This is a genomic window from Streptomyces sp. NPDC060031, from assembly GCF_042736805.1.
GTDB lineage: Bacteria > Actinomycetota > Actinomycetes > Streptomycetales > Streptomycetaceae > Streptomyces.
This window is the reverse complement of the sequence record NZ_JBHWVM010000026.1, coordinates 79,559-92,834: the sequence shown is the minus strand read 5'-3', so window position 1 is coordinate 92,834 and position 13,276 is coordinate 79,559. Positions and strand designations below refer to the sequence as shown.

The 13,276-nt window shown below is 72.4% G+C and carries 10 protein-coding genes and 1 pseudogene; 3 read left to right on the top strand and 8 right to left on the bottom strand.

Annotation, left to right across the window (positions count from 1 at the left end):
• Window positions 1-695, top strand: a pseudogene (locus tag ACFWB8_RS14850) (hypothetical protein); the annotation flags it as partial.
• Window positions 682-906 carry a hypothetical protein gene (locus ACFWB8_RS14845; RefSeq protein ID WP_385225930.1) on the top strand — a complete coding sequence of 75 codons (225 nt, stop codon included), beginning with the start codon at window positions 682-684 and terminating at the stop codon, window positions 904-906. The pseudogene ACFWB8_RS14850 and the gene ACFWB8_RS14845, both read left to right, overlap by 14 nt.
• Here the strand turns inward: ACFWB8_RS14845 and ACFWB8_RS14840 are convergent.
• From ACFWB8_RS14840 to guaA, 4 genes are all read right to left on the bottom strand, one after another.
• Entirely contained in the window at window positions 852-1,343 is a 492-nt protein-coding gene (locus ACFWB8_RS14840) for a DoxX family protein (protein WP_385225928.1), read from the bottom strand. The genes ACFWB8_RS14845 and ACFWB8_RS14840 overlap by 55 nt on opposite strands.
• An 18-nt stretch (window positions 1,344-1,361) precedes the next feature.
• Entirely contained in the window at window positions 1,362-2,603 is a 1,242-nt protein-coding gene (locus ACFWB8_RS14835) for a hypothetical protein (RefSeq protein ID WP_385225936.1), read from the bottom strand.
• Window positions 2,604-2,712: 109 nt separating this feature from the next.
• Window positions 2,713-3,507, bottom strand: coding sequence for a class II aldolase/adducin family protein (locus ACFWB8_RS14830; protein WP_385225926.1), 795 nt, complete (start codon window positions 3,505-3,507; stop codon window positions 2,713-2,715).
• 124 nt (window positions 3,508-3,631) lie between these two features.
• Window positions 3,632-5,218: a glutamine-hydrolyzing GMP synthase gene (guaA, locus tag ACFWB8_RS14825; protein WP_385225924.1), complete on the bottom strand. Its 1,587-nt coding sequence runs from the start codon at window positions 5,216-5,218 to the stop codon at window positions 3,632-3,634.
• Window positions 5,219-5,515: 297 nt separating this feature from the next.
• On the opposite strand from guaA, the gene ACFWB8_RS14820 reads away from it, so the two are divergent.
• Complete coding sequence (locus ACFWB8_RS14820; protein ID WP_385225922.1) at window positions 5,516-5,779, top strand: chorismate mutase; 264 nt, start codon at window positions 5,516-5,518, stop codon at window positions 5,777-5,779.
• Window positions 5,780-6,104: 325 nt separating this feature from the next.
• On the opposite strand, the gene ACFWB8_RS14815 is transcribed toward ACFWB8_RS14820, so the two are convergent.
• The 4 genes from ACFWB8_RS14815 to ACFWB8_RS14800 form a co-directional block, all read right to left on the bottom strand.
• Window positions 6,105-7,754, bottom strand: a complete 1,650-nt coding sequence (locus ACFWB8_RS14815; RefSeq protein ID WP_385225920.1) for a peptidase — start codon at window positions 7,752-7,754, stop codon at window positions 6,105-6,107.
• Between the two features lie 179 nt (window positions 7,755-7,933).
• Complete coding sequence (locus ACFWB8_RS14810) at window positions 7,934-9,763, bottom strand: GMC oxidoreductase (RefSeq protein WP_385225918.1); 1,830 nt, start codon at window positions 9,761-9,763, stop codon at window positions 7,934-7,936.
• 32 nt (window positions 9,764-9,795) lie between these two features.
• The gene (locus ACFWB8_RS14805) at window positions 9,796-11,424 is read right to left on the bottom strand and encodes a succinic semialdehyde dehydrogenase (protein WP_385225916.1); all 1,629 of its coding nucleotides are present in this window, start codon (window positions 11,422-11,424) and stop codon (window positions 9,796-9,798) included.
• Window positions 11,425-11,587: 163 nt separating this feature from the next.
• Entirely contained in the window at window positions 11,588-13,219 is a 1,632-nt protein-coding gene (locus tag ACFWB8_RS14800) for a protein kinase (protein ID WP_385225914.1), read from the bottom strand.
• Window positions 13,220-13,276 lie beyond the last annotated feature (57 nt).

The following is a 13,276-nucleotide window of genomic DNA, read 5'->3' as shown; positions in this document are numbered from 1 at the left end:
GGACCTTGGCGCCCGGGGCGGTGGCGGCGCCCGCGCCCGCGTCGGCCGCCCCGGTCGCGGCGCGCGGCGGCATCGGCGGCCGGGTCTTCGTCCTCGCGCTGCTCGCCGGGGGCATCTCCTGCGCGGCCGTCTGGGAGGGCAGCACGCTGAGCCATGCGCTCCAGGTGGCCTTCGCGGCGGCGCTGGTGGCCTTCGGGCTCGGCCTCGCGGTCAGCTCCGTGAAGGGGCGTACCGGCTTCGGCACCATCGTGCTGTCGCTGCTCACCGCGGGGCTGCTGGCGGGGGCGGCCGTGCTGCCCAAGGAGATCGGCACCGACTGGCACAACGCGGAGTGGCGGCCGGCCGCGGTGGCCGACGTACGGCCCGCGTACGAGTCGGGTACCGGGCTCGCCACCTTGGACCTGAGCCGGCTGGACGTGCAGAAGGGCACCACGGTCTCCGTGCACGCCCGTATCGAGGCGGGCCGGCTGAAGGTGATCGTCCCCCGGGAGGTCACCGCCCGGGCCGATGTGACGATCCGCCTGGGCGACATCCAGCTGCCCGGGGAGACGGGTCAGCAGGTACGCGTCCGCAGCGGCGGCGAAACCCGGCAGGCGACCCTGCCCCCGTCCGCCGGCACCGAAGCCGGCGGGACGATCGAGCTGCACCTGAACGCGGGTGTGGGACAGGTGGAGGTGGCCCGTGCGGCGTCATGAGTTCCAGCCGGGCCGGCTGATCGCGGGCCTGGTCCTGATCGCCGCGGGCGTGCTCTACCTGCTCGACGCGGCCGGGGAGGCGGACCCGCCGTGGTTCATCGTCCTGCCGATGGCCATGGGCGGGCTGGCCTTCGCGGCGGTCGTCGGAATGGTGACCTACGCCGTACGCCGGGACAGGCGCGACCGGATCACCGAGTCCAGCGACAGGTAGGGCGCCCCGGCGAGGATCAGCGGGAGCCAGGCGACCAGGTAGATCAGGTCGTTGCCGTAGTAGTACGGGGTCACCGCCCAGGACACCGTGAGCCACAGGCTGAGCGAGATCAGCGCCCCGCCGACGGCCGCGACCCGGGTCAGCAGGCCGGCCAGGACACCCAGGCCGACCAGGAGTTCCCCGATGGCCAGGGTGACGGCGAAGCCGACGGGTGCCTCCAGGGCCATGTCCACCATGGCCGGGATCGCGGAGGTGTCGCGCACCCCGCGCATCAGGTCTCCGACGGAGCCGTCACCCGTGGAGGAGAGGAAGGCGGAGTCCGTCAGCTTGTCCAGACCCGCGTAGACGAAGGTCACACCGAGGAAGATCCGCAGGGGCAGGAGGGCGTGGCGGGCGGCGAGTTCCCGCAGCCCTGAAGGGACATCAGTTCGGGTCACCCGACATGTGTACCCGTTTCACTCGGCCACGTCGATGCTGCATCGGTTGGATTCCACCCCGGCCGCCGTGACCACCTGGACCTCGATCCGCCCCGGCTCCACCTCCGCCGGCACCGGTACGGTCAGCACCGCGTCGGAGGGGTTGGTGAACCCGCCCGCCACCGGGACCAGCGGCACGTGCACGTGCACGGCCCCGATCCGCACCACCAGCCGGGCCAGCATCTCCGGGGTCTGCGCCCCGGGCGGCACGAAGCCCACGCCCCGGATCTCGATGTCGTCGCCGGGCCGGACCGCCGCGTCGAGGTCCCCGGGCTCGCGTCTGCGCACCACCGACAGGACGAGCGGGCGGGTGCCCTCCGCGTACTTGGCCGCGAGGTACACCGCGGCCGACAGCGCCACCAGCAGGGCCAGCGCCCAGGGCAGCTGGGGCAGCCGGTCGGGGAAGCGGGCCAGCGACACCGCCGCGTAGCCCAGCACCACGGTCGAGACGAGCACGTACTGCGCGTCCGGGAAGGAGCCCCGGCCGGCATCGTCGGTCAGCAGGTCGGCGCCGGTGGGCCGGTCCGCCGGGAGCTTCTGCAGCCGCTGCCCCAGGATCCGTACGCAGACCACCCGGCGCACCAGCACCGCCACCGCGGACGTCAGCGCGAGCACCGCCAGCAGCGGCAGCGCCCGGTCGAACGCGAGCCCGGCGTACAGCGCCTGGCGCTCGGGGCCGGGCGAGGAGGCGGCCAGCCGCAGCGCGGGCAGCAGCGTGGCGAAGGCGGTCAGCAGCAGCCAGGCGCTCGGCACCGTCTTCGAGGTGGACAGCCGGTTGTCCTCGCCGACCAGCGGGGCCAGCAGCCCGCCGCGCAGCGTCTGGGCGCGGGCGGCCACGGTCAGCAGCCCGGCCAGTACGAGGGCAGCCAGCAGGCCGGCGGTGCGCGCGGTGGACCAGCCGGTGCCGAGCGCGGTACCGACCTGGACGACCAGCAGCACCCCGGCGGCGATCCACACGGCGAGCACGGCCCGCCGCGAGAGCAGGTAGAGCCAGGAGTGCCCGGCCTCGCGGCCCCGGTCGGCGACGGTGCGGGCGGACAGGGTCAGCTCGTCGGAGACCCACTGGCGGGAGGCGCCCAGCGAGTGGGCCACCGCGGCCGGCACTCCCTGCCCGGCCGCGAACTCGTCGCGCTTCTCCACGAACGCCGTGACCGCCCGGCGGTGTCCCTCGCGGGCGCACTCCTCACAGGTGCAGGCGGCGGTATGAGTGCCTCGGGACATCTCTTGGACAGCCACGCACGTGCCGCCTCTCTGAACTACGGTGCAATGCCAGCGAATTGTGCACCACTGCGGCAGTGTTCCGGATTGCGCACGATGTCAGAGCAGGTGATTAACCGTTCATGATGTTGACGCCACCGTTCGGCTCGCCCTGTGGGCCGATCGGCTGGTAGCTCACCCAGGCGGCCAGATCGGACCCGAACCGCTCGCGCGTGGCGACCGCGGCACGGTGGTCGATCGTCGCCGGTTTCCCGGCGGCCCGCGCGATGAGCTGCACCTGCGCGGCCCGCTCCGCCGCGATGAACCACCAGGTGGCGGCGTCCACCGAGTCCCCGACCGTCAGCAGCCCCCGGTTGCGCAGGATCAGCGCCTTGTACGGGCCGAGCGCGCGCCCGATCCGGCCCGCGTCCTCGACTCCGGCGTACTCGTCGAGCAGGGCGTGGTCCTCGTAGAAGGCGCAGGCCTCCTGGGTGATCGGGGCGAGCAGCTCGCCGAGGGCCGCCAGCGCCCTGCCGTACGGGGCCTGCGTGCGGACGACGGCCACCACCTCGGGGCGCTCCCGGTGGACGGCCGCGTGCACGGCGAAGGCCAGCTGGTTGACCCTGCGCTCCCCGCGCACCACGCGCCCGTCCCCGTCGACCAGCAGCAGGTCGTCGGGGGTCAGGGCGCCGAAGGCCCGCCCGAACGGGTTGACCCAGTAGCAGTCCTCGAACTCCGGATCCCGGGCGGTGACGTGGCCCGCCACTCCGTCCTCGTACCCGAGCCGCCCCAGCAGCCGCAGCGCCCCGGCGAGCCGCTCCTTGCGGTGGGCGCGCTCGTCGGCCGGGTCCGCGTGCACGGGCGGCATCTCGAAGCCCAGCCGCTCCACGGGCACGGGTGCGGGTGCTGGCTGGTCCGGCACGGGCATGGGGCCTCCTTCGGGTCGCGGCGCAAGGTACCCGCGCCCCCGCGAAGTGGCCAGAGGAACGGCGAAGCCGCCGCTCCGCGGGGAGCGGCGGCTTCGTTTCACGCGACGGCGGGGCCTGTGGGGGCTACTCCCACTCGATGGTGCCCGGGGGCTTGCTCGTGCAGTCCAGGACCACGCGGTTCACGTCCGGCACCTCGTTGGTGATGCGGGTGGAGATCCGCGCGAGGACCTCGTACGGCATGCGCGTCCAGTCCGCGGTCATCGCGTCCTCGGACGAGACGGGGCGCAGCACGATCGGGTGGCCGTAGGTGCGGCCGTCGCCCTGGACGCCCACGCTGCGGACGTCCGCGAGCAGGACGACCGGGCACTGCCAGATCTCGCGGTCCAGGCCGGCCGCGGTGAGCTCGTGGCGGGCGATGGCGTCGGCCTCGCGCAGCAGGTCCAGGCGCTCCTTGGTGACCTCGCCGACGATGCGGATGCCCAGGCCCGGGCCCGGGAAGGGCTGGCGCTGGACGATCTCGTCCGGCAGGCCGAGCTCCTGGCCGACCATCCGGACCTCGTCCTTGAACAGCTGGCGCAGCGGCTCGACGAGCTCGAACTCGATGTCGTCGGGGAGCCCGCCGACGTTGTGGTGGGACTTGATGTTCGCGGTGCCGGTGCCGCCGCCGGACTCGACGACGTCCGGGTACAGGGTGCCCTGGACCAGGAAGGCCACGTCCGCGCCGCCCTCGGCGATGATCTCGGCCTGGGCCTGCTCGAAGACGCGGATGAACTCGCGGCCGATGATCTTGCGCTTGGTCTCCGGGTCGGAGACCCCGGCCAGCGCGTCCAGGAAGCGCTCCTGCGCGTCCACGACCTTCAGCTGCACGCCGGTCGCGGCGACGAAGTCCTTCTCGACCTGCTCGGTCTCGCCCTTGCGCATCAGGCCGTGGTCGACGTAGACGCAGGTGAGCTGGGAGCCGATGGCCTTCTGGACGAGGGCCGCGGCGACCGCGGAGTCCACGCCGCCGGAGAGGCCGCAGATGGCGCGCTTGTCGCCGACCTGCTCGCGGATGGCCGCGACCTGCTCCTCGACGATGTTGCCGGTGGTCCAGGTGGGGGCCAGGCCGGCGCCGCGGTAGAGGAAGTGCTCCAGGATCTGCTGGCCGTGCGTGGAGTGCATCACCTCGGGGTGGTACTGCACGCCGTAGAGCTTCTTCTCGTCGTTCTCGAAGGCCGCGACCGGGACGACGTTGGTCGACGCGGTGACGGTGAAGCCCTCGGGGGCGGCGGAGCAGGCGTCGCCGTGGGACATCCACACCGACTGGTTCTCGGGGGTGCCCTCGAAGAGGGTGGAGCCGGCCTTGGAGACGGCCAGCGGGGTGCGGCCGTACTCGCGGGCGCCGGTGTTGTCGACGGTGCCGCCGAGGGTGACGGCCATCAGCTGGAAGCCGTAGCACATGCCGAAGACGGGGACCCCGGCCTCGAACAGGGCACGGTCGAGCTGCGGGGCGCCGGCCTCGTACACGGAGGACGGGCCGCCGGAGAGGATGATCGCCTTGGGGTTCTTGGCCAGCATCTCGTCGACGGGCATCGAGCTCGGCACGATCTCGCTGTAGACCCGTGCCTCGCGGACGCGGCGGGCGATGAGCTGGGCGTACTGGGCGCCGAAGTCGACGACGAGAACCGTGTCCGGGGCGCTGTCGTGGGCGGCGGAGGGTGCTTCTGGCACGGGGCGGCCTTCCGGCGGAAGAGGTGGCTGTTTTGTCGATTCTAACGGGGGACCTACCTGCCTCTTCGTCTCACCATCCGAACCGGCTTGGCCGGGAGGGGGACGCAAGGCAATAATTCGTTCCGTGCGCAAGCAGCTGAGCTTCCTCTTTACCTATGGCACCGGCCGGTCCGGTCGCCATGGGTCCTCGTGATGCTCGCTTGAGCCGCTGACTTCCCAGAGCGCCCCGGTCCGACAGGACCGGGGCGCTCTGGCGTTTTCCGGACCTGCGGGCCCCACCCGACAGGAGAGAAGACCATGAACACGATCACCACCACCCCCGAGCAGCTGATCACCGACTCCCGCGCGCGCATCGACGCCCTCGACGACCGGATCATCGGTCTGATCCAGGAGCGCATGGCCGTCTCCACGGTCATCCAGGAGGCCCGGATCACCTCCGGAGGCCGCCGGGTGCACCTCTCGCGCGAGATGGAGGTGCTCTCGCACTGGAGCGACGCCCTCGGCAAGCCCGGCACCACCCTGGCCATGACCCTGCTGGAGCTGTGCCGGGGCCGGGTCTGACGGCCGTGCCGAGGGGGTTCGTCACCCGCGTCCGTCACTCGCGTCCGTCACTCGTGTTCGTCACCCTTCCGGACCGTGACCGCCCCTGCGGGCCTTCGTTGGTGAGGGTGTCCGCGCCAGCCAGGGGCGGGATCGCAACACCACGCGTGGCTCCGCCGGAGCGATGAGACGTACGCCCCGTGGTGCGTGCGTCGTGGGACCTCGCTCCACCGCGTGACCGGACGGCAGGGGACAGCAGCCCGGTCACCCCGCAAAGAGGACGGCCGGCCCGGGGGACGCCCCGGACCGGCCGTTCTGCTTGCTTGCGCGCTGTGCGCCTACGCCGTTACGCGCGGCCCGCGGCCCGGCGGCGGAACACCAGGAACAGCGCGCCGCCCGCGGCGACGAGGGCGGCGCCGCCGGCCGCGACCGGGCCGACGGTGCTGCCGGTGGAAGCCAGGCCGCCGTGCGGCTTGGCGCCGCTGCCGGCGGACGCGGAGGCCGACGCGGAGGCCGAGGGCGAGGCCGAGGCGGAGACGCCCGGGGTCGGGGTGCCGGTGCCCGTGGAGGCGGACGGACCCGGGGCCGGCTTGGTGGCGTTGATCACGAAGGCGGCCTTGTTGTTCGCGTGGCTCGGGTCCCAGCTCTGCGGCGTCGTGCCGTCCTGGGCCCACTGGCCGACCGTGACGGAGCCGGTGGCGTCCGCCACGACCTTCTCGATCTTCAGCTCGAACGGGTAGGCGAACTTCTGCTTCTCGCCGACGATGTGCGGCGTCGAGCAGAAGTAGCGCGGGGCGCCCAGGTTCTCCTCGCGGTACTGGCCGTCGGCCGTGACGCCTCGGCACTGCTCCGGCGCCTTGGTGACCTTCGCGCCGGCCGGGATCACGATGTCCGTCGTGGCGACGTCCTCACCGGAGCGGATGTAGGCGACCCAGGCCGGGCCGTTGTTCTGGAAGCCGAGCTCGGCCTTGACCGTCTCGCCCGCCTTGCCCTTGACGGAGGTGGCGGCGGCCACCAGGTCGGCGGAGTTCTTCACCGAGAAGTCGAACTCGTGGTAGTTGTTCCACGGGTCCAGGTCGGCCGAGCGCAGCGCGGCCTTGGCTGGGCGCTCCTTGAACTCCAGCTTCTTGCCCGTGGCGGGCTTGGCGAGCTTCTGCGCGGACTTCGGCTGGGCGCCGGCCTCGCGCACCGCGTAGGTCATCCCGTCGATGAAGGCGTGCGGGGCGGCCTTGAGGGTCAGCGCACCGGAGACCTCGTAGACCACGCCCGGCTTGAACTCGCCTTCGAGCGTGCAGACCGTCTTGCCCCAGCCCATGTTCCAGGGCTGGCCGGGGGTGTTGTCCTCGCTGAAGACGCAGTTGTCGTACTTCTCGACGAGGCTGATGCCGTGCGTGGTGTTCATCTCCAGCGCCACGCCCCGGACCGACTCGGTGCCCGCGTTGGAGAAGACGATCGGCAGCTGCTGGGTGCCGCCCGGGACCATGTCCCGCTTGAGGGGGGCCTCCTCCAGCACCAGGTCGGGGCCGCCGACCTTGACCTTGGTGGTGGCGGCCTTGAAGGTGGCGCCGTCGGTCTTGCCGGTCATCGTCAGGTCGACGGTCGCGGCGACCTTGCTGTCCTTGGCCGCGCTCAGGTCCAGGGCCACGATGCCGCTGTCGTGCGTCCAGAGCGCGTACTCCTTGCACGTCAGGCTGGTGGCGCTGAGCGTGCAGGAGCTGGCCTGGTCCTTGCTCAGCGCGACGTCGGCGACGCCCTTGAGCCCGGTCAGGTCGATCGTGAAGGTGCTCTCGTGGTCGAAGACCGACCCGGTCTCGTTGTTGACCCGGAAGTCGACCGAGGTCTTCTGAGCCTCACCGCCCTGCCCGGGGTGCGGGCGCAGCCCGACCTGGGCCGGGCTGGTGATGGTGAAGACGGGGTCCGCGGCGTTCGCGGGGGTGGCGGCCAGGCCCACGGCCGCCAGGCCGGCTGCCGCCAGCAGGGAGATGCGCTTTCTCATGCACCCCTTGACCTTCGAACGCCCGTCTCAGTTGCGCCGCTCACTGTGTGATGGACACCACAGTCTCCGCTGCCGGATTCCGGTACAACCATCAGGGTTGAACATCTGTCACCTATGTACCTCGGTGGGTACCGCGCTCGGAGGGGGAGCGCGGTACCCACCGGTGTCACCCGGCCGTGTCACCCGGCCGGTTCCGGTTCGGTCGGGTGAGAGTGCCGCGGCGGCACCTCGGGCACCGCCAGGAACGGCAGGCGCAGCGCGCCGAAGGCTTCCTCGGGCACCGCCGGACGCGCCGGTTCCACCGCCGCCAGGCGGGTGTACTCCTCGCCCTGCTCCGGCCGCGGGTCGCTTTCGCCCTTGTTCGGCCAGAAGGACATCGCCCGTTCCGCCTGCGCGGTGATCGTCAGCGACGGGTTGACCCCGAGGTTCGCCGAGACCGCCGAGCCGTCCACCACCGAGATGCCCGGATGCCCGTGGAGCCGGTGGTACGGGTCCACCACGCCCTCCTCGGGCGAGGCGCCGATCGGGCAGCCCCCGAGGAAGTGCGCGGTGAGGGGGGTACCCATCAGCTCGCCCACGTTGCTGCCCGGGAAGCCGTTGATCTCCTGCGCCAGCAGGGTGGCCGCCTGCGTGGCCTCGGCGATCTGCACCGGGTTCGGCGCTCCGTGGCCCTGGCGGGCGGTGAGCAGGCCCTTCCCGAGGCCGCCGGGCTTGCGGTAGGTGGTCAGGGAGTTGTCCAGCGACTGCATGACCAGGCCGATGATCGTCCGCTCCGACCAGCGCCGGTTGGACAGCGAGCGCGCCAGTTGGACCGGGTGGCGGACGGTGCGCCCCAGCCAGGCCCGTACCCGGTGCTTGCCGTACGGGACCTGCAGGACGGTCAGGAACCCCATGGCGTTGGAGCCCTTGCCGTAGCGGACGGGCTCGATGTGGGTGTCGGCGTTCGGGTGCACGGAGGAGGTGATCGCCACGCCCCGCGTGAAGTCGGCGCGCTGCTCCTTGCCGGGGCCCGCGCCGCGGCGCCTGCGGTAGCGGCGGTCGTCGGTCTGGGCGCCGACCAGGCCCTCGGAGTTGGTCCGGGTCAGGTCGCCGAGCCGGTCCGAGAGGTGCGGGAGCTCGCCGCGGTCCTTCATCGTGTGCAGCAGGGTCTGGGTGCCGTACGTGCCCGCCGCGACCACGACGTACCGGGCGCGCAGCACCTTCGCGCGGTCCTTGACGCGCCTGCGGCGCTGGTCGGTGGGGACGGTGCGGACCCGGTGGCCGCCGTCGGGGTGCTCGGAGAGCGCGGTGACGGTGGTCATCGGGTGGATGACGGCGCCGGCCCGCTCGGCGAGGTGCAGGTAGTTCTCGTTCAAGGTGTTCTTCGCACCGTGCCGGCAGCCGGTCATGCACTCGCCGCACTCGGTGCAGGCCTTGCGGGCGGGGCCGACGCCGCCGAAGTACGGGTCGGGGACCTCGCCCCCGGGGCCGACCTTCGACTGCCCGTCGGTGTCCTCGCCGTCGCCGAAGAAGACGCCGACCGGGGCCATGTGGAAGGAGTCCGCGACGCCCATCTTCTCGGCGGCCGCCTTGAGGTGGACGTCGGAGGGGGTCATCGTCGGGTTGAGCCGGACGCCGAGCATCCGCTTGGCCTGGTCGTAGTACGGGGCGAGTTCCGCCTGCCAGTCGGTGATGGACGCCCACTGCCGGTCCTCGAAGAAGGCGGTGGGCGGCACGTACAGCGTGTTGGCGTAGTTGAGCGAGCCGCCGCCCACGCCGGCGCCCGCGAGGACCATCACGTTGCCGAGCAGGTGGATCCGCTGGATCCCGTACAGCCCGAGGGCCGGGGCCCACAGGTAGTTGCGGATGTCCCAGCTGTTCTTCGGCAGGCTCTCGCGGGTGAACCGGCGCCCCGCCTCCAGGACGCCGACCCGGTAGCCCTTCTCGGTGAGCCGCAGTGCCGAGACCGACCCTCCGAAGCCCGATCCGATGACGATCACGTCGTAGTCGTAGTCGTAGTCGTACGACACTGCTGTGCCTCCTTGGCGGTACCCGACAGGTGCTAGCGCAAGCGGAGAGCCTTCATGACCTTGAGGCTGCGGGTCATGAACGCGGCGTACTTCTCGTCGTCCATGCCCAGCGAGGGCCCCATCGGCAGCAGCCGCTGGTGGGCGACGGTCTGGGCCTCGGTGTACTTGAGGATGCCCTCGGAGCCGTGACGGCGGCCGAGGCCGGAGTCCTTCATGCCGCCCATGGGCGCCTGGGCGCTGCCGTAGGCGGGGGCGTAGCCCTCGTTGATGTTGACGGTGCCGGTGCGCAGGCGGGCGGCGACGGCGTGGCCTCGGCGCGCGTCCTTCGTCCACACGCTGGAGTTCAGGCCGTACGCGGTCGCGTTGGCCTGGGCGACGGCCTCGTCCTCGTCGGTGAAGCGGTAGATCGAGACGACCGGACCGAAGGTCTCCTCCCCGCACACCGCCATCGGGGCCTCGACGCCGTCGAGGATGGTGGGCTCGTAGAAGAGCGGGCCGATGTCGGGGCGGGCGGTGCCGCCGGCGACGAGGGTGGCGCCCTTGGCGACGGCCTCGTCCACGTGCCGCTCTACGGTCTCCAGCTGGCGCTCACCGACGAGGGAGCCCATGTCGGCGCCGTAGGCGAGCGAGCTGCCCAGGCGCATGGCCTTGGTGCGGGCCGCGAACCGGGCCACGAACTCGTCGGCGATCGAGGCGTGCACGTACAGCCGCTCGATGGAGATGCAGAGCTGGCCGGCGGAGGAGAAACAGGCTCGGACGGCGCCGGCGGCGGCCTTCTCTATGTCGGCGTCGCGCAGGACGAGCATGGCGTTCTTGCCGCCGAGTTCGAGGGACACCCCGACGAGGCGGGCGGCCGCGCCCTGGGCGACCTCGCGGCCGGTGCGCGTGGAGCCGGTGAAGGAGACGTAGTCGGCGTGCCGGACGACCTCGGGGCCGACGACCGGGCCCTCGCCGAGCACGATCTGGAACACCTCTGCGGGCAGCCCGGCCTCGATCAGCAGGTCACGGGCCCACAGGGCGGTGAGCGCGGTCTCGGTGTCGGGCTTCATGACCAGCGCGTTGCCCGACACGAAGGCCGGCAGGGCGTCGCCGACGGAGAGTTCGAGCGGGTAGTTCCAGGGCGCGATCTGGCCGACGACTCCGCGCGGCTGGCGCAGTTCGGTGACCTTGGTGAGGGTGGGCATGGCGCCCGCGTGGCCCTTGGGCCGCAGGTACGAGGCGGCCTTGCGGCCGTAGTGGCGCGCGGCTATGGCCACGGCCTGGACTTCTTCGTGGGCGTGCAGACGGGCCTTGCCGGTCTCCAGCTGGATCAGGTCGAGCACCTCGGCCTGCCGCTGGAGGACCAGGTCGTGGAAGCGGAGCAGTACGGCGGCCCGCGCCCGGACGGGCGTGGCGGCCCAGGCGGGCTGCGCCGCGCGGGCCTTCTCGAAGGCGGTGGCCACGTCCTCGGGGGTCGCCTCGGGGAGGTCCGCCAGCTTGGCCCCGGTGAAGGGGGTGTGGTTGGCGGTGCGGCCGGAGCCGATCACTCCGCGGGTCAGCCGCGTGACCAGGTCGGGGGTCACCACGTCGGCGGCGGTGCGGGCGCCGGCCGGGGCGGCGGCGACCGGGTTGGTGGGCTGCGGGGCGGTGCGGAGGGGGGCCGGGGCCTGCGAGTCCGTCATGGCGGTGAGCGTATTCCGCCTGCGGGGCTTTGGGTACCCGTGGGTAACCGGATTTTGCCATTTCCGCCAGTGATCGCTGGCAGGATGACGGGAAAGCCCCAGTCGGCCCGGTCACCCGGTGGGCCCGGTCACCCCGGTCACCCCGGTCACCCCGGTCGCCCGGTCAGTGCTCCCCGGCGGGCAGCCAGCCGCTGAGCACCTTGTCGAACTGGGCGCGCGTCGTGGTCCAGTCGACGGCCGGGCCCGACATGTAGATGGCGTACTCGGTCCCGTTCGGCGCGACGTACATCTGCTCGATGGCCCGACGGGGCCCGGCGTGGGTCCCCTTCTCGGTCCACGTGAAGTCCCACAGGGCGGCCTTCGTCTGGTCCCGGAAGGTGTTCGGGTTCAGTTTCTGCCGCTTGTAGTCCGTCCGCAGCCGCAGCTGCTTCTCCAGGTCGAGCAGGTGCATGTACGGGTTCTCGAAGGCCGGCTTCCCCGCCGCGATCCGGATGAAGTGCCTGCCGTTGTCCGCGGTGTAGTCGATCTGATTGCCGTCCATCTGCCGCTTCCAGCCGTCCGGGACGAACAGCGTGAAGCCCTCCGGGTCGGTGACCTCGGTGAAGCCGTCCGGAGCGGTCTCATCCCCGTCCTTGGCGTCCGCGCCGTCGACGGGCGTGTCGGGAGCGCCGGCCGAGGTGCGGCCCCCGTCCTTGCCGTCGTCCCCGGTGTACTTCAGCACCCCGAACACCCCGCCGCCGCCGAGCAGCGCCGCCACCAGGGCGACCGCGGCGGCCCGCTTGACCCGGCCCCGGGCCCGGTTCGCGGACGCGGCCGGCTCCGGCAGGGCGGCCGTCGGCGCGTACTCGTGCACCGGCGCGTACTCCTGCGCCGGGGCGCCCCGCTGCGGCTGCGGCGGCTGCGCGGGGGCCAGCTCCTCCGGGGACACCGCGCGCGTCGGTACGTACGCCTGGGCCGCCTTCGGCTCCCGGCCCTCCATCGCCTCCAGCAGCATCCGCTCGGCTTCCACGGCCGACGGCCGCTGCGCCGGGTCCTTGCGCAGCAGGGCCGTGATGACCGGTCCCAGCGCACCGGACTGGCGCAGCGCGGGCGGCTCGTCGTTGACGACGGCCTGCAGGCTGGAGATGGGCGAGGTGCGGCGGAACGGCGAGCGCGCCTCGACGGCCGTGTACAGCGTCGCGCCGAGCGACCACAGGTCGGACGCCGGGTCCGGAGCCCCGCCGGTGACCCGCTCGGGGGCCAGGTAGTCGATGGAACCCACGAGTTCGCCCGTGCGCGTGATGGAGGAGTCACCCTCGATCGCGGCGATCCCGAAGTCCGTGAGCAGCACCCGGCCGTCCTTGGCCAGCAGCACGTTCCCGGGCTTCACGTCCCGGTGCAGTACGCCGACCGCGTGAGCGGCCCGCAGCGCGCCCAGCACGTGGAGCCCGATCCGGGCCGCCTCGCGGGGCTCGATCCGGCCGGCCGACTTGGCCGCGTCCGCGAGGGAGGGGCCGTCGATGTACTCCATGACGATCCACGGCCGGTCGTCGTGCTCCAGCACGTCGTGGACGGTGACGACGGCCGGGTGCTGGATCCGCGCGGCCGCCCGGGCCTCCTTCTGCGTCCGGGCGTGCATGACGTCCCGGTCGGCCTGGGCCACGTAGAGACCCGCCGTCAGTTCCTTGACCGCGACCGTCCGGTGCAGCAGCTCGTCGTGCGCGCGCCACACCTTGCCCATGCCGCCACGGCCGATGGGCTCGACGAGCCGGTACCGGCCCGCGAGCACCGCACCCGCACCTGTCTGCTGTTCCACGAATCCCCGCCACTCTGTGCACTTCGGGCCAGATTACGGAGCGCCCGGGCACTGCCG